The following is a 17,517-nucleotide window of genomic DNA, read 5'->3' as shown; positions in this document are numbered from 1 at the left end:
GCGAACGCCTGCGGTTCACGACCGGACAGCCGTCACCCGACCGCCGTCACCTGACTGCCGTCGCCCGACCGCCGTCACTCCGACTCGTCGCGCCGCATCCGCCGGTTGCGCAACGTCAACAGCCACGCCGTCGCCAGCAACCCGATGCCGCCGCCGACCAGCTGGTTGCTCTCCTCCGACGCGGGCGAGCTCAACGGCTGGCAGATCCGGCCGCCACCGCAGTTCTGGGGCGGCTCGCGCACGGGCACGCTCTTCGCCGCCGATTTCACCGAACCGGAGCCGGACGCGGCGTAGGCCACCACCCGGAACGTGTTCGTGCCGAGGTCGACCGCGAGCGTCACCGTGCCGCCGGAACACGGGATCGTCGCGCTGTCACCGTAGGTTTCGTTGACGACCTCGCACCGGCCGTTGTGGCTCGCCCAGTCGGCCGGAGGCGCGGTGGTCACCTTCTTCTCGTACTGGTGGGAGCCCGCACCGACGAGGCTGATCACGGTCGCGCCGTCTTCGGGCAGCGACGGAGGTGGCGGAGCCACGGTGGTGGTCGTCGTGGGAGGCGGAGGCGGGGGTGCCTGCGTGGTCGTCGTGGTCGTCGTGACCACGGGCGCCTGGGTGGTGGTGGTAGTGGTCGGCTGCCCGGCCGCCGGGCGGATCGTCCACGACGCCGTGCCCGCCTCACCCGCGCCGAACCGGTTGTACGCCGCCACCGCGACGTCCAACTTGCCGCTCGCGCAGAACGTGGAACCCGCGCACGGCAACACCAACTCGGCCGACGTGCCCGCAACCTGCGTCTGCTGGGTGCCGCCCGAGAACCCGCCGGTGCCCGTCACCGCGTAGCCCGAGATCGGCTCACCGCCGTCCGGCACCGCGCTCCAGCTCACCGCCACGACCACCGACGTGCCGTTGTTGCTGCGCTGCGAGACCGTCACACCAGCCGGACGCCCCGGCGCCGCACCCGGCGCACCGGCACTCGTCGTCGCCGGCGCCGCGGTCGTCGTCCGGTCGCCGCCCGACTGCGTGTTCTGACCGTTGCCGCGGTTGTCGCGCGTCGGCGGCTCGGGGCGCGGCGGAGGCGGGCTCGGCACGCTCGGGATCGGCGACCGCTCCGGGTCGAGCACCGGCAGCTCGGGGCTGCGGATCACCACGTCGCGGGTGCGGCCGTCGGCGTCCACGATCACGCCCTGGTCCGCGCCCGGCGCGTTGATGAACAACTTGCCGTCGTCGAACACCAGCGTCGGATCACCCGAACCGCCCGTGAGCACGTCAGCCGCGCCAGGCCGACCCGACCGGTCCAGCACCACGACCTTGCCCGAACCGCGGCACGGCACGTAGACCCGCTCGCGGAACACCACCGGGCGGCCCGGCTTGGGACAATCGAACGGCTGCTGCACCATGTCGACCCGCACCACCTGGTCACCGATCACCAGCACGACGACGGACGCGTCCGGCACCGACGCGGGCACCAGGCCCGTCGGGCTCATCTGCGCGGCCAGCACCTCGCCCGTGAACGACGAGGTGCTCACGGTGAGGTCGCGGCCGGTGCCGTCACGCACCACCACGCCGCCCTCCAACCCGAGCAGCGTCACGCCGCGCTCGTGCGGCACCAACGCGGTCCGCGGACCCGCGCCCGCCACCGCCCTGTTGGACCGCTCCACGAACTCCTGGTCGTCCTCCGACCACTCCAACGCGTACAGGTTGCCGCCGTGGTCCACCGCCCAGACCACGTCGTGGTCGTCGACCACCACGTCCGCCAGGGGCTGGCCCGCCGACCACGGCGAGCCGATGTCGGCCAACGTCACCGGGTCGGCGTTGTGCACCGACCCCGCCGCGCGGTCGACCACGAACACGCGGTCACCCGCGATGAGCACCTTCGCCGACGGTCCGGGAGGCGTCTGCCTGCGACCGGACGAGAGCAACGTGGCCAGGTCGATCACGGTGATCTGCCCGGTGCGGCGGTCGAGCACGATCAGCTTGTCGTCGGACTGCGCGATCTCCAACTGCGCGTCCGCACCGCTGACCTGCAACCGCGTCTGGGGTTTGCCGGAGCTGGGGTTGACCTGGACGACCTCGCCGCGCTGGTCGTCGCCCAGCCAGGTCAAGCCGTCGGAGACCTCGACGGCGGTGCGCGAAATGCCGTCGCCCAGTGCGGCGCCGACCAGCAACAGCAAACCTAACGCGGCGGCGCCGACACTGGCCGACTCGCGTCGCCCCACGCCGATGGCCCGACGCGCGACCCTGCCCAGCTTCGCTCCCACGAGCCGGATGCTAACGGGCTCCTATGACAATTCTGAGACGACCCGCGAACCTGCTCCGCTCGGCCCACGCGCCACTGCGCCGGATGCGTCCACATCGGACCGGACATCCTCCGCACGTGGGATCGCCCGACCTCCGCGAGCCCGACGGGACGCGCCCACGAGGCCGGCGAGCGGCCCGTGGGACCAGGCGAGGCGGCAGCGAGGCAGGCGGGTCGGGCAGTGAGACGGGCGGGTCGGCCCGTGGGACCAGCCGGATCGGCAGTGAGGCAGGCGAGCCGGCGGGCCGGGCCTCAGAGGTCGGCGTACTCCTCGCGCACCTTGGCGCACTCCGACGTCAACCCCGCGTCCACGGCCCGGCTGATCTCCGCCAGCGACCGCAGCTGCTCCGGGGTCAGCACGTCGAACAGGTGCTCGCGCACGGCCGTCACGTGACCCGCCGCCGCCTGCTCCAGCACGGCGAACCCGGCGTCGGTGAGCGCCGCGATCGAGCCACGCCGGTCCGACGGGCACGCCCGCCGCACGACCCAGTCCTCCTTCTCCAACCGGGCCACCGCGTGCGAGAGCCGCGACCGCGACGAGTGGCACACCGCCGCCAGCTCGCTCATCCGCAACTCACGCCCAGGCGCCTCGGACAGCGCGACCAGGATCTCGTAGTACGCCATGGGCATCCCGGAGTCGCGCTGCAACTGCCGGTCCAGGTGTTCGGTGAACTTGGTCACGGCGGTCATGAAGCCACGCCACACCTGCTGCTCTTCGGCGCTCAGCCACCGCACGTCACTCATGCCTCCCATCATACGGGCGTTGTTGAACCCTCAACCAGGATGCGCTATATTCTGTTGAGAGTTCAACCAGACCAACCCAGAAGGACCATCAATGACCACGCAGACTGTGCAGATCCCCGGCTACCTCGCGGGCACGTGGGCGATCGACCCGGTGCACTCGGACGTCTCCTTCGTGGTCCGCCACCTCGGCGTGTCCAAGGTCCGCGGCCACTTCGGCACCTTCGAGGGCACCATCGTGACCGCCGAGAACCCGCTGGAGTCCACGGTCACCGCCAAGATCGACGCCACCTCCGTCGACACCCGCAACGACCAGCGCGACGCGCACGTCAAGGGCGAGGACTTCCTGGACGTCGAGAAGTTCCCCGAGCTCGCCTTCACCTCCACCGGCGTGCGCGCCCACGGCGAGGGCTTCCTCGTCGACGGTGAGCTGTCGCTGCACGGTGTGACCAAGCCCGTGACGCTGGAGCTGGAGATCAACGGCTTCGGCGACGGCTTCGAGGGCGCGAAGGTCGCGGGCTTCTCCGCCTCCACCGAGATCAACCGCCGCGAGTTCGGCGTGACCGGCGGCCCCGCCGGCGCCGTCGTCGGCGACAAGATCACCATCCTCCTGGAGATCGAGGCCGTCAAGCAGGCCTGACCCCCTCACGAACCCCTCGAAGGGCCCGCCGGAACATCGGCGGGCCCTTCGACGATGTTGAGGGCACCGTCGCCTACGCTGCGTAGGCAAGCCGCACGTCCGGGCGCGCCTCCGCCGTGATTCCCTTTCGACTCGCATTTCGGTAGCTTTCGGTCCGCCGCCGCAACCCGTGTGAACCGTGCACCGTCTTCACCCGTAGTAGGTCGTGGAACCAGGGTTCTCTTTCGGTCAACACTGAAGCTGTAGAACTCGATGCGGACACGTTCCGCTCACGGTCGTAGACCACGTGGGTGACATCGGACGTGTTCATGGCACCATCTGGCGCAGCACGCGCCGGACGCAGGCGAGGAGGATCGGTGTGAACGCCCAGACCGAACAGGTCGACGACCTTCGACTCGTCGCGCTGCCCACCGCGGTGAACGTCGCGGACATGTTCGTCCGCTTCTCGCTCGGCGAATGGCGCCTGCGGGCCATGCAGGACGAGGCCGCGCAGACCATCCGGCGGCTGGTCGGTGCCGCGGTCGACGTGGCCGACCGGCGCGCGCCCGGCTTCCTGCTGGTGCGCCTGCGACTGACCGGCACCTACCTGGTGGTCGAGGTCGAGGGCAACCGCGTCGCGCTGCCGCCGGAACTGGCGGGCTCCCGCGCGGGCCTGGTCGACCTCACCGCGGGCGGCCACCTGGCGTGGTGCGAACTCGCCCTGCCGTCGGGCATGAACGCCTCGGCCGTGCCGCTGCCGCGCCGCGAGCCCCGCCGCTCCCCCGCCGCCGAGAAGCTGGGCGACGAACCGGACGTGGACCCGGAAGTGATCCAGCGCATCCTCTACGGCCTGGGCGGCGGAGCGCACCGCACCGACTAGCGGGCCGCCACCGGCCGGTTCCCTCCTCCGAACGGGCAATACCACCGTTCGATCGACTGCACCGGCGGCCGAATGGCGGTATTCCTGAGGTTCCCCGCTCCGCGAGGGGCGCGCCTCAGGAAGGGATCCGTTGATGATGATTCTCCGACGTGCCGTCAGGGGGGCGGTCGCGTGGGCCGTAGCGGTGCTGGCGTTGGCCACCGCGCCCGCGGCCGTGGCGTCGCCCGCCCGCGTGGTCCCCGACGGGGTCTACCGCATCGCCCTCGGCGGCGACGGGAACGCCCTCCTCACCCACATCTCGAACCAGCAGGGCTCGCCGACCGTCCTGCTGCCGACGTTCGGCGACCCGGGGCCCCAGGAGTGGGAGTTCGTCCGGGACAGCCGGACGAGCCAGCTCATCCGGAACCTGCGCACGGGCCTGTACCTGGGGCTGGGCGGGCGTGAGCCGCAGGACCGCCGGCCGGTCGTCGCGAGCCCGTACCCGTTCTCCTGGTCCGTCCGGGTCGTCGGCTCGGCGCCCGAGCGCGTGCACATCTACCCGGTGCTGGGCGGCGCGTTGCGGCTCGACCGGTCACCGCGGCCGGTCCACCCGCCGCGGGTCGACATCCAGGCCGTCCGTGACGACGGCACCCAGGAGTGGGTGCTGGTCCCGCGCGGGTGACCCGCCGGGGTCGGCGCCCCGCGTTCGGGCGCCGACCCCGTCCGGTCACCTGCGGGCGAGCGCGACCAGGGCGAGCCCCAGCAAGCCCATGCCGCACCACGACACGAGCGGCAGGCGCTCGTGCAGCACGACCACGCCCAGCACCGCCGCCACGGCGGGCTCGGCGAGGGTCAACGTGGTCGCGGCGGCCGCGTCGACGTGCCGGAGCCCGAGCCCGAACAGCAGGTAGGCCGCGAACGTGGTGAACACCGCCAGGTGCGCGGTCACCGCCAACCCCGAGGGGCTCGCCACCCACCCGACGCCGAGCACGAGCAACACCGGCAGCGTCAGCACCGACGCGCCGCCGAACACCGTGCCCACCACCGCCCGGGACGGGTGCCCGAGGCCCACCAGGTAGGCGCAGATCACCGAGTACACCGCGTACGACAAGCCCGCGACCAGCGCCAACGCCACGCCGACCAGGTCGACGTGCGCGTCACCGCCGCCCAGGACGAGCACCGTGCAGCCGAGCACGGCGGTCGACGTGACCACCGGTCGGGAGCGCAGCCCGAGCACGATCGGCGCGGTGGCCAACGCCACGGTGGTGGCCACCGCCACGCCGGTGCGCGCGACGGCCGGGTAGAACGCGAGCGCGTAGCCCGCCACGGTCACCGCGCCGAGCAGCAGCAACCGCCGGTCGGCGGTCCGCAGCACGGCACGCGTGCCGCGGGCGGTGAGGAAGAGCAGCAAGCCGCCCACCACGAGGCCCGCCGCGCCGACGGCCGCGGCCGGTGCGGAGGCAGGCGCCAGCGAACTGGCCGTGCCGGTGGTGCCCCACAGGACGCACGCGGCCAGGATCGGCAGCGGTCCGCGGGTGACGGAAGGACGTGCTTGTACGAGGATGGTCGACACGAGGTCTCCGTTCGCGAGACGAGAAGAGGACGCGAACGGGCGCACTGCGCGATCAGGCAGGCGTGAAGGGGTGTGTCAGCGAGTGCGCCCGGTCAGGCGCACGGCGGCGGAAGGACCACGTGCCAGTGGGTGTTCACGACCGGCATCCTAGCCGAACCCGGTCCCGGTATCGTGGGATCATGGAGATCGGCGTCGCGGACGACCTGCTGCGGCGGTCCCTCGTGGTGTACAAGTTCGCGGTCGACGAGCTCATGACGAAACTGCGGATCCTGAGCGAGGAGTTCGACCTCGTCCACCGGCACGACCCCATCGAGCACGTCACGCACCGGGTGAAGCGGCCCGACGCGATCCTCGACAAGCTCAGGCGCAAGGGGCTGCCGGCGGACCTGGCGCTGGCCGCCGAGCACCTCGACGACGTCGCGGGCGTCCGGGTGGTGTGCCCGTTCGTGTCCGATGTGTACCGGGTGCGGGACATGCTGGCCCGGCAGAACGACGTGGAGATCCTCCGGACCAAGGACTACATCGCCGCGCCGAAGCCCAACGGGTACCGCAGCCTGCACCTGATCGTGCGCATCCCGGTGTTCCTGTCCGACCGGGTCGAGCACGTGAAGGTCGAGGTGCAGCTGCGGACCATCGCGATGGACTTCTGGGCCACTTTGGAGCACAAGCTCTACTACAAGTACGACGACCAGGTGCCCGCGGGTTTCGTCGAGGAGCTGACCGCCACCGCCGCCATCGCCGCCGAACTGGACGCCCGGATGCAGGCCCTGCACCACGAAGTCCAACGCGACTGACCCCTCCCCCCGCACCCCCAACCCCCGCGCAACCCCACCTCCAACCCCCGCGAGTCCTACGTTCAGAACGCGCGAGTCCTACCTCCAGAACGTGCGTGTCCTACGTTCGCGTACCCCGAGTTCAACGCTCAGGACGACGCGCGGTCAGGCGAGCGGGAGGTCGGCGGGGCCGGGCAGGCGGCGGTCGGTGGCCGCGATGGGCACGTCGTTGATGCTCGCCTCACGGCGGCGCATCAGCCCGTCCGACGCGAACTCCCAGTTCTCGTTGCCGTAGCTGCGCCACCACCGGCCCTCGTCGTCGTGCCACTCGTACTGGAAGCGGACCGCGATGCGGTCGCCGGTGAACGCCCACAGCGACTTGCGCAGCACGTAGTCGTGCTCGCGCCGCCACTTCCGGGTCAGGAACGCGACGATCTCGTCGTGCCCCCGCACGAACTCGGACCGGTTGCGCCACACCGAGTCCGATGTGTACGCGGCGACGACGCGACCGGGGTCGCGGGTGTTCCACACGTCCTCGGCCGCCTGGACCTTGGCGCGGGCGGAGTCCTCTGTGAACGGAGGGACCAGCAGCACGGGCAACCCCTTCTAACGTTTGATCAGCCATCCAAACGTTAGATCGCCCGACTAACGGATGCAAGCCCGTGTTAGCGTTAGAGGCGTGCCGGAACCACGCACACCGGACGAGCGGCCCGACGAGCCGCGGCCGATCCGCCTGACAAACACCCTCCGCGCGGACCGCTCCGGCGTGCACGACCACCTCACGACGACCGCCGAGCTGAGTGCGTGGCTGGACGGCCCACCGGCCACCGAGGCCGACCTGGCGGCGTTCCGCACCCTCCGCCGGGCGCTGCGCGACCTGGCCGCCCTGCTCACCGGCGACACCCGCCCCATCGCGGCGGACCGCGACGCCGGGCGCGCCGTGGCCGACCTGAACCGGGCGGCCACCGCGGCGACCACCTGGCCCCAGCTCGAACTGCACGACGGCGCACCGCGCCTGCGCACCACGTCCGACGCGCCCGCGGCGACCGCCGCACTGGCCGGCACGGCCGCCGAGGCGATCGCGATGTTCACCGGTCCCGACCACGCACGGTTGCGCGCCTGTTACGCACCGGGGTGCGTGCTCTACTTCACAAAAGACCATCCGAGGCGCGAGTGGTGCTCGCCGGCGTGCGGTAATCGGGCCCGCGCCGCGCGGCACTACCGGCGCACCACCTCGGCTACGCCCGAGTAACGTCAAACGACGTTCTTCGAGAAAGGTTACGGCCTTCTCGGAACATCCTCTAAAATCCGTCTGAACGGACCACCAAGAACATTTTCATGCCCACCTGATGGACAGCCTAGGGGGCTGCGCAAGCCGTTGACACGTGACTGCGAATAACCCTCGCGTACTGCACGTATATACGAGACGGGCCGGTCCAAACCAGGCCGTTCGAGTGAACCCGGGAAGTGGCGCTTCTAACATTGGGTTACAGTTCCCTCAAAATAGGGAATCTCCATTCGGTGAATGCTCCGTTCGGCGGTCGCGACGATCTCGTGCCGACGGCCAACGTTGCCCCAAGCCCCGGTAACTCATTGACGCTGTGGCACATTTCAGAGGATCACGCATGGACACCGACCGGATCGCCACCCGATTAACGGCGCTCGCCCGGGAGCACCTCGTGCCCGGAGTGCAGCTCGCCGTGCACCACGCCGGAAGCACCTGGACGCACGAGGTGGGCCTGGCCGCGGACGCGGCCGTGCCCATCGGCTCGATCACCAAGACGTTCACCGCGACCGTGGCCATGGCCCTGGTCTCCGACGGGGACCTGGACCTGGACGCGCCGCTGTCGGACCACCTGCCCGGGGTGGCCGACGAGCTCACGTTGCGCCACTTGCTCAGCCACACCGGCGGCCTGCCGTCGGACCCCGAGGACGTGCGCACCACGTCCCTGCGCAACCACGTGCGGCAGGCACTGCGCGAGCTGCACCCCCTGCACGAGCCCGGCGCCGGCTTCTCCTACTCCAACATCGGCTACTGCCTGGTCGGCCACCTGATCGAGGTGACGACCGGTATGTCCTGGTCGGAGGCGGTGGAGGCGGTCCTGCTGCGCCCGCTGGGCGTGCGCGCCAGGTTCACCACCCCCGTGGACGCCGACGTGGTCACCGGCCACGCGGTCAACGCCACCACGGGCCGGGTGGTCCCGGTGGCCCAGTCGCTGGCGCCGGTCGACGCGCCCGCCGGCGCCCTGGCGGCCAGCGCCACCGACCTGGTCGCGTTCGGCCGGATGCTCGGTGGGTCCGCGCCACACCTGATCGACCCGGCCGACCTCGCGCTGATGCGCACACCGGTCCGGCACGCCGAGCCGTTCGGCATGGCCGACGGCTGGGGCCTCGGCCTGGCGCTGTTCCAGCGCGACGGCGTGCGCTGGGTCGGCCACGACGGCACCGCCGACGGCACGTCGTGCCACCTGCGGATCAACCCGGCCGACGGCACCGCGGTCGCCCTGACCACCAACGGGAGCAGCGGCTTCGCGATGTGGCGGGACCTCGTGCCGGAATTGGTCGCCGCGGGCCTGCCGGTGGCCGATTACGACGGAATGAGCGGCCTGCACCGCCGCATCGCCCCTCCCCCGGACTGCGCCGGGAGCTTCCGCAACGGGGACGTCGAATACGCGGTGCGCGCCGTGGACCGCGAGCGCCTGGCGCTCACGGTGGACGGCGAGCCGTTCGCGGACCTGTCGTTGTTCGACGGCCTGGTGTTCGCGATGCGTGATTCCGACACCGGCGACACCAACCAGACCGGGCGTTTCCTGCGGGACCCGGACGGCGGCGGGATCAGGTGGATCCAGATCGGCGGCCGGCTCGCCCGCAGGCAAGTCGCGAAAATGCACTGAACTTCACGTTTGAACCCCCGCGGAATGGGTAAGCCGCGCCCTCGGTCAGAAAGGCACCTCTCGCGATGACGCACGCCCGCACACTGCCGGAATTGATTGCCGCGCAGGCGCTGCGCACCCCCGACGCACCGGCCGTCATATCCGCCGACGAGGTGGTGGACTACCGGGAGCTCGACGAACGCGCGAACCGGCTCGCGCACCTGCTGGTCGCCAAGGGGGCAGGGCGGGAACGCGTCGTCGGGGTGGCCATGCCGCGGTCGGTGGACAACGTGGTGGCGCGGCTCGCGGTGCTGAAGACCGGTGCCGCGTACCTGCCGATCGACCCGGACTACCCGGCCGACCGCATCGCGTTCATGGTCGAGGACGCCGAGCCGCTGCTGGTGCTCGACGGCACGCCGGAGCTCGCCGGCGGACCCACGACGGCACCCGACGTGGAGATCCGGCCGGAGGACCCCGCGTACGTGATCTACACGTCCGGCTCGACCGGCCGCCCCAAGGGCGTGGTGGTGCCGCACCGGGGCTTACCGGCGTTCTCCGCCGCCGAGATCGACCACTTCGACGTGCGCCCGGGCGACCGGGTGCTCCAGTTCTCCTCCCCCAGCTTCGACGCCTCGGTGCTGGAGCTGTGCATGGCGCTGCCCGCCGGCGCGGCGCTCGTGGTGCCGCCGCCCGGCCCGCTGCTGGGCGACCAGCTCGCGCAGGTGATCGCCGGGTTCGGCGTCACGCACGCGCTGATCCCGCCGGTGGCGCTGGCGACCGTGCCGGACGTGCCGCTGCCCTCCTTCCGCACGCTGGTCGTCGGCGGTGACGCCTGCCCGCCGGACCTGGTGGCGAAGTGGGCGCCCGGCCGGCGCATGATCAACGCCTACGGGCCGACCGAGTCCACCGTGGTCACGTCGTGGAGCGAGCCGCTGGAGCCCGGCGGCACGCCACCCATCGGCCGTCCCATCCCCGGCACCGAGGTCAGGTTGCTGGACGACGACCTGCGCCCGTCCGCCGAGGGCGAGCTGTACGTCACCGGCGTCGGCCTGGCGCGGGGCTACCTGGGCCGGCCGGGGCTGACCGCGCAGCGGTTCGTGGCCGACCCGTTCGGCCCGCCCGGCGCCCGCATGTACCGCACCGGTGACGTGGTCCGCACCCGCGCCGACGGCCAGTTGGAGTTCGTCGGCCGCGCCGACCACCAGGTGAAGATCCGGGGTTTCCGGGTCGAGCCCGGCGAGATCGAGGCGCTGCTGCGCGGGCAGCCCGGTGTCGAGCACGCCGTCGTCGTCGCGCGCGGCGAGCCGAAGCGGCTGGTCGCGTACGTGGTCGGCGAGACGGGGTCGGACGAGCACCTGGCGGGGTTGCGCCGCAGCCTCGCCGCGAAGCTGCCGGACTACCTGGTCCCGTCCGCGTTCGTCGCGCTGGAGGCGTTCCCGTTGACGCCCAACGGGAAGCTGGACCGCGACGCGCTGCCCGAGCCGGTCGTCGGCGACGTCCCGGAGGGTCACGTCGAGCCGCGCACCGCGGCCGAGCGCCGGGTCGCCGAGGTGTGGTCGGACGTGCTCGGCGTGCCGCGAGTGGGCGCGCACGACGACTTCTTCGCCCTGGGCGGCGACTCGATCCTGGCCGTGCGGGCGCTGTCCCGGCTCGGCGGGCTGCCGGTGCGGGCGATGTTCGACCACCGCACGGTCGCCGCGCTCGCCGAGGCCCTGCCCGAACAGGACGGCACGCCGATCCCGCGCGTGCCCCGGGTCACGCCGCTGCCGCTGTCGTCGGCCCAGCGCCGGCTGTTCTCCCTGGACGGCACCGCCGAGCAGAACACCGCGGTCGGGATCCGGCTGACCGGGCCGCTGGACGTGCCCCGGCTGGCCCGGGCGCTGGACGCGGTCGCCTGCCGGCACGACGCGCTGCGCACCACGTTCGACCTGATGGGCGACGAGCCGGTGCAGGTCGTGGCGCCGGACGGCACGGTACCGCTGCGCGTGCTGCCCGACCGCGCCACGACCGCCGACCTCGGCCTGGACGAGCCGTTCGACCTGCGGCGCGGTCCGTTGACCCGCGCCGTGCTCAGCCCGCTCGGCACCGACGAGCACCTGCTGGTCCTGGTGCAGCACCACATCGTCACCGACGGCTGGTCGGTGCAGGTGCTGCTGGAGGAGCTGGCCGAGCTGTACGCGGGCGGGCAGCCCGCCGAGCCGGCCGTGCAGTACCCCGACTTCACCGTGTGGGACATGGCCAGGCCCGCGGGCGACCCGGCGTACTGGCGCGACCGGCTCGACGGCATCGAGGCGCTGGACCTGCCCACCGACCGACCGCGACCGCCGCTGCGCACCACGTCCGGCGCGGTGCTGCGCCGCCCGCTGCCCGCCGGGCTGGTGCGGCGGCTCACGGCCGTCGGCCGCGCGCACGACGCCACCCTGTTCATGGCGCTCACCGCCGCCGTGCAGGTGCTGCTGTCGTCGCGCAGCAGACAGCGGGACATCGCCGTGGGCACGGTCAGCTCCGGCCGTGACCGCGCCGACCTGGAACGCGCCGTCGGCTTCTTCGTGCGCACGCTCGTGCTGCGCTCGTGGGTGGACCCGGACCTGCCGTTCAGCGCGTTCCTCGACCAGGTGCGGGACACCGCGCTGGAGGCGTTCGCGCACGACGACGTGCCGTTCGACCGGGTGGTGGAGGCGGTGCGGCCCGACCCCGACCCCAGCCGCACGCCGCTCGTGCAGGCCGTCGTGGCGCTGCACCAGCCGCTGCTGCGCGACGCCGCGTTCGGCGGGCTGACCGCGGTCGAGCACGACCTGCCCCGGCCGGTGGCCCGGTTCGACCTCGTGGTGGAGTTCTGGCCGCGCGGCGACGACCTGGCGCTGACCGTCGAGTACAACACCGACCTGTTCGACGCCGCCACCGTCGAGTCGCTCGGCGACGACCTGGAAGCGCTGCTGCACCTGGTGGTGGACGACCCGGACCGCCCGCTGCGCGGCCTGGTCGACCTCGACCCGGGGTCGGACGACGGCACGCCGGACCGGACGGTCCGCATCCGGGGCGTCCGGGTCGACCTGGCCGAGGTCGAGCAGGCGATCCGGCGGCACGACGAGGTCACCGACGCGGCCGTGGTCGTCGCCGACCGGCGGCTGGTCGCGTACGTGACGCCCCCGGTCAACGCGGCCGCGTTGGAGGGGTTCCTCGGTCAGGTGCTGCCCGCGCACGCCGTGCCCACGACGTTCGTCGGGCTCGACCACCTCGACCGCGACGCGCTGCCCGCACCGCCGGACCAACGCGCCGAAGTCCGTTACGTGGCACCGCGCACGCCGGTCGAGGAGGTGCTGGCCGACGTGTTCGCCGACGTGCTCGGCGCGGCCCGGGTCGGCGTGCGGGACAACTTCTTCGCCCTGGGCGGCGACTCCATCCTGGGCATCCAGGTGGTCACCCGCGCCCGCCGCGCCGGCCTGGTGCTGACCTCGCGGGACATCTTCGCGCACCAGACCATCGCCGCCATCGCGCCGCACGTCACCCGCGACCTGCCGCCGGACACCGACCAGGGCCCGGTCACCGGCGACGCGCCGCTCACCCCGATCCAACGCTGGTTCCTCGACCGCCACGCCGTGCGACCCGAGCACTTCGACCAGTCCGTCGTCGTGGACCTCGACGCCGACCTCGACGTCCCGGCGCTGCGCACCGCCCTGGCCGCGCTGGTCGAGCACCACGACGCGCTGCGCACCCGGTTCGAGGGCGACCGGCAGGTGGTCGAGCCCGTCACGCACGCCGACCCGTTGGCGCTGGAGCACTTCGACCTCACCTGCGGTCCCTTGCTGCGGGCCGAGGTCCTCGACGCGCGGTCGGTACGGCTGACCGCGCACCACCTCGTGGTCGACGGCGTCTCGTGGCGGGTGCTGGTCGAGGACCTCACCACGGCCTACCGCCAGGCCCACGCGGGCGAGACCGTCCACATCGGACGCAAGACGACGTCGTTCCGCGACTGGGCGAACCGGCTCGCCGAGCACGCCGGACGCGGCTTCGACGCCGAGCTCGACCACTGGACCGGCGTGGCCGCCACCCCGACCGACATCCCGGTGGACCGGATCGGCCCGAACACGGTCGGCTCGCAGCGGGAGGTCACCGTGCGGCTCACCGCCGAGGAGACCCGCGCCGTGCTGCGCGACGTGCCCGGTGTGTACCGCACGCAGGTCAACGACGTGCTGCTGACCGCCCTGGGCCGGGTCCTGGCCGACTGGACCGGCCGGTCGCGGGTGCTCGTCGACCTGGAGGGCCACGGTCGCGAGGAGCTGTTCGCCGACGTCGACCTGTCCCGCACGGTCGGCTGGTTCACCACCGTCTTCCCGGTCGCGCTCGACCTGCCCGACGGCGACGGGACGCGCGGGACCGACTGGGGCGGGACGCTGAAGTCGGTGAAGGAACAGCTCAGGGCCGTGCCCGGACGCGGCATCGGGTACGGCGCGCTGCGTCACCTGGCCCGCACCGCGCCCGCCTGCGACCCCCGGATCTCGTTCAACTACCTGGGCCGGTTCGACGCCGACCAGCGCGACCTGGAGCTGTCCGCCGACCCGCGCGCACCGCGGCCCCACCTGCTCGACGTCGTCGGCCAGGTGCGCGGCGACCGGTTGGAGTTCACCTTCCACTACAGCGAGCACAACCACGACCAGGACACGATCTCCCGGCTCGCCGACGGGTTCGCCGCGGCGCTGCGCGGCATCGTGGCGCACTGCGCCGAGCCGGGCGCGGGCGGCCGCACGCCGTCGGACTTCCCGCTGGCCGACCTCACCCAGGCCGAGGTGGACCGGATCACCGGCGAGGACGCCTACCCGCTCACCCCCATGCAGGCGGGCATGGTCTTCCACGGCCTGGGCGACAAGGGCGTGTACTTCCAGCAGACCACGTTCGTGGTCGACGGGGTCACCGACCCGGCCGAGTTCGCCGCCGCCTGGCAGCGGGTGGTGGACCGGACCCCCGTGCTGCGCAGCAGCGTGCTGTGGGAGGGCGTGCGGCAGCCGTTGCAGGTCGTGCACGAGCACGTCCGCGTGCCGTTCACGTTCCTGGACTGGAGCGACCTCGACGACGACGCCCGCGCCGACCGGCTGCGCGAGCTGCTGGCGGAGGACCGGGCCGAGGGCATCGACCTGGCCGCGCCGCCGCTGATGCGGGTCGCGATCGCACGCCTGTCCCCCACCAGCGTGCAGGTGCTGTGGACGTTCCACCACGTGCTGCTCGACGGTTGGAGCATCTTCCACGTGCTGTCCGACGTGCTCGGCGAACCGGCGCAGCGGCGGCCGTTCCGCGACTACGTCGCCTGGACGGCCGAGCAGGACGAGGCCGAGGCGCGGGCCCACTGGCGTCGGGTGCTGGCCGGGTTCGACTCGCCGACCCCGTTGCCCGCCGACCGCCCGGCCGAGCACGGCACGTCGTCGCAGCGCCTCGAGGTCGAGCTGACCGGCGAGGAGTCCGCGGGGCTGTACGAGTTCGCGCGCCGGCACCGCCTCACGCCCAGCGCCATCGTGCAGGGCGCGTGGGCGCTGCTGCTGGCGCGCTCCAGCGGCAGGCGTGACGTCTGCTTCGGCGCGACGGTCTCCGGTCGGCCCGCGGAGCTGCCCGGCGTGGACGCGATCACCGGCATCTTCATCAACACGCTGCCGGTCCGGGTGCAGGTCGACGGGGCGGCGCCGGTCGCGGACTGGCTGCGCGCGTTGCAGGACGCGCAGGTCGAGTCGCGGCGCTTCGAGCACGTGCCGTTGACCGACATCCAGTCGTGGAGCGAGGTCGAGCGCGGCACGAACCTGTTCGACAGCGTCGTGGTGTTCGAGAACTACCCGGTCGAACTCGCCGAGGGCATGGGCCTGCGCGAGCTGTCCGCGGTCGAGACCACGAGCTTCCCGCTCAGCGCCACCGTCTACCCGGCCGAACGGCTGGGCGTGCTGCTGGGCTACGAGCCCGCGATGTTCGAGCGGGCCGGGGTCGAACGGCTCGGCGAGCGGCTGCGCAGGTTGCTCGTCGGTCTAGTCGCCGACCCGGACCGGCCGGTGGCCGCCGTGCCGTGGCTGTCCGACGACGAGGTCCGCCAGGTGCTGGTCGACTGGAACGGCACCGCGGTCGACGAGCCGACCACCACGATCCCCGAGCTGTTCGCCGCCCAGGCCGCGCGCACGCCGGACGCGGTCGCGGTGACGTGCGAGGGCGCGCACCTGACCTACCGCGAGCTGGACGAGCGCACGAACCAGCTGGCGCACCACCTGATCGCCCTCGGCGCCGCGCCGGAGCGGATCGTCGCGCTGCGGTTCCCCCGCTCGCTGGACCAGGTCGTCGCGGTGCTGGCGGTGCTCAAGTCGGGCGCGGCCTACCTGCCGCTGGACCCGGCCTACCCGGCCGACCGGATCGCGGCCACGATCGCCGACGCGCGACCGGTGGCCGTGCTGTCGGAGGTCCCGGAGCTGGCCGGCCTGCCCACGACGGCGCCGACGCCGGCGCTGCGCCCGGACCACTCGGCGTACGTCATCTACACCTCCGGTTCCACCGGACGGCCCAAGGGCGTGGTCATCCCGCACGGCAACGTGGTGCGGCTGTTCTCCGCCACCGACCACTGGTTCGGCTTCGGGCCGGACGACGTGTGGACCCTGTTCCACAGCTACTCGTTCGACTTCTCCGTCTGGGAGCTGTGGGGACCGCTGCTGCACGGCGGCCGACTCGTCGTCGTGCCGCACGACGTGGCGCGGTCGCCGCGCGAGTTCGCCCGCCTGATCACCGACGAAGGCGTGACCGTGCTCAACCAGACGCCGTCGGCGTTCTACCAGCTGCTGGAGCACGCGCCCGACCTCGGCGTCCGCCACGTGATCTTCGGTGGCGAAGCCCTCGACACGCGCAAGCTGTCCGCGTGGCGCGGGACCGGCGCGTTGATCAACATGTACGGGATCACCGAGACGACCGTGCACGTCACGTGGACGCACGCCGACGGCTCCATCGGCGTGCCCATCCCGGACCTGCGGGTCTACGTGCTGGACGAGGACTTCAACCCGGTTCCGCCGCGCGTGCCGGGCGAGATGTACGTGGCCGGGCCGGGCCTGGCCCGCGGCTACCTCGACCGGCCGGGGCTGACCGCGTCCCGGTTCGTCGCGGACCCGTTCGGCCCACCCGGTACCCGCATGTACCGCAGCGGCGACCTCGCCCGGTGGGAGGACGGCGTGCTGCACTACCTGGGCCGCGCCGACCAGCAGGTGAAGATCCGCGGGTTCCGGATCGAACTCGGTGAGGTGGAATCGGTGCTCGCCGCGCATCCTGCCGTCGCCCAGGTCGTTGTAGTGGCGAACGAACAACGCTTGGTGGCGTACTTCGTGCCGGACAAGCCGACTACGGCGGCGGAGTTGCGCGACCACACGGCCAAGGTCCTGCCCGACCACATGGTGCCCGCGGCGTTCGTCGCACTGGAAAGCCTGCCGTTGACCGTGAACGGCAAGCTCGACCGCGTCGCGCTCCCCGCGCCCGAGCGCGACGCGGTCACATCCGTCGAGTACGTGGCCCCCCGGACCGAGACCGAAGAGGCGATCGCCGCCATCTGGGCGGACGTGCTCGGGGTCGGCCGGGTCGGCGTGGAGGACAGCTTCTTCACCCTGGGCGGCGACTCGATCCGCAGCCTGCACATCACGTCCCGGACCAAGGCGGCGTTCGGCGTCGACCTCTCACCGCGCGACGTCCTCACCGCGCGCACCGTCGCCACCCTGGCCGACCTGGTCGAGGACCTGGTGCTCGCGGACCTCGAAGCCCTCGCTGCCGACACGGAGGCGTGACC

The 17,517-nt window shown here is 72.4% G+C and carries 11 protein-coding genes; 7 read left to right on the top strand and 4 right to left on the bottom strand.

Annotated features, from left to right (window positions below):
* Positions 1–74: 74 nt before the first annotated feature.
* Together AB0K14_RS05905 and AB0K14_RS05900 are read right to left on the bottom strand one after the other, a co-directional pair.
* Positions 75–2,252 (bottom strand): hypothetical protein, encoded by a 2,178-nt coding sequence (locus tag AB0K14_RS05905; RefSeq protein WP_360447925.1) that lies wholly within the window; start codon positions 2,250–2,252, stop codon positions 75–77.
* A 290-nt stretch (positions 2,253–2,542) separates the two neighbouring features.
* Complete coding sequence (locus tag AB0K14_RS05900; RefSeq protein WP_360447923.1) at positions 2,543–3,034, bottom strand: MarR family transcriptional regulator; 492 nt, start codon at positions 3,032–3,034, stop codon at positions 2,543–2,545.
* 91 nt (positions 3,035–3,125) lie between these two features.
* Between AB0K14_RS05900 and AB0K14_RS05895 the strand changes: the two genes are divergently transcribed.
* From AB0K14_RS05895 to AB0K14_RS05885, 3 genes are all read left to right on the top strand, one after another.
* Positions 3,126–3,671, top strand: coding sequence for a YceI family protein (locus AB0K14_RS05895; RefSeq protein WP_360447921.1), 546 nt, complete (start codon positions 3,126–3,128; stop codon positions 3,669–3,671).
* 358 nt (positions 3,672–4,029) lie between these two features.
* Positions 4,030–4,530: an ATP-binding protein gene (locus AB0K14_RS05890; protein WP_360447919.1), complete on the top strand. Its 501-nt coding sequence runs from the start codon at positions 4,030–4,032 to the stop codon at positions 4,528–4,530.
* Positions 4,531–4,663: 133 nt separating this feature from the next.
* Positions 4,664–5,191, top strand: coding sequence for a hypothetical protein (locus tag AB0K14_RS05885; protein ID WP_360447917.1), 528 nt, complete (start codon positions 4,664–4,666; stop codon positions 5,189–5,191).
* A 45-nt stretch (positions 5,192–5,236) separates the two neighbouring features.
* Here AB0K14_RS05885 and AB0K14_RS05880 read toward each other — a convergent pair whose 3' ends face one another.
* Complete coding sequence (locus tag AB0K14_RS05880; RefSeq protein WP_360447915.1) at positions 5,237–6,082, bottom strand: EamA family transporter; 846 nt, start codon at positions 6,080–6,082, stop codon at positions 5,237–5,239.
* 179 nt (positions 6,083–6,261) lie between these two features.
* On the opposite strand from AB0K14_RS05880, the gene AB0K14_RS05875 reads away from it, so the two are divergent.
* Entirely contained in the window at positions 6,262–6,876 is a 615-nt protein-coding gene (locus AB0K14_RS05875) for a GTP pyrophosphokinase family protein (protein ID WP_360447912.1), read from the top strand.
* Positions 6,877–7,020: 144 nt separating this feature from the next.
* Here the strand turns inward: AB0K14_RS05875 and AB0K14_RS05870 are convergent, their stop codons facing one another.
* The gene (locus AB0K14_RS05870) at positions 7,021–7,449 is read right to left on the bottom strand and encodes a nuclear transport factor 2 family protein (protein WP_360447910.1); all 429 of its coding nucleotides are present in this window, start codon (positions 7,447–7,449) and stop codon (positions 7,021–7,023) included.
* Positions 7,450–7,534: 85 nt separating this feature from the next.
* On the opposite strand from AB0K14_RS05870, the gene AB0K14_RS05865 reads away from it, so the two are divergent.
* From AB0K14_RS05865 to AB0K14_RS05855, 3 genes are all read left to right on the top strand, one after another.
* Positions 7,535–8,107 carry a CGNR zinc finger domain-containing protein gene (locus AB0K14_RS05865; RefSeq protein ID WP_360447908.1) on the top strand — a complete coding sequence of 191 codons (573 nt, stop codon included), beginning with the start codon at positions 7,535–7,537 and terminating at the stop codon, positions 8,105–8,107.
* A 373-nt stretch (positions 8,108–8,480) separates the two neighbouring features.
* Positions 8,481–9,749 (top strand): serine hydrolase domain-containing protein, encoded by a 1,269-nt coding sequence (locus AB0K14_RS05860; protein WP_360447906.1) that lies wholly within the window; start codon positions 8,481–8,483, stop codon positions 9,747–9,749.
* Positions 9,750–9,841: 92 nt separating this feature from the next.
* Complete coding sequence (locus AB0K14_RS05855; protein WP_360447904.1) at positions 9,842–17,515, top strand: amino acid adenylation domain-containing protein; 7,674 nt, start codon at positions 9,842–9,844, stop codon at positions 17,513–17,515.
* Positions 17,516–17,517: the final 2 nt, after the last annotated feature.

The organism is Actinosynnema sp. NPDC050801 (assembly GCF_040673975.1).
Classification (GTDB): Bacteria; Actinomycetota; Actinomycetes; order Mycobacteriales; family Pseudonocardiaceae; genus Actinosynnema.
Note: the sequence above shows the minus strand (reverse complement) of the source record. Positions and strands in the feature narration are given on the sequence as shown.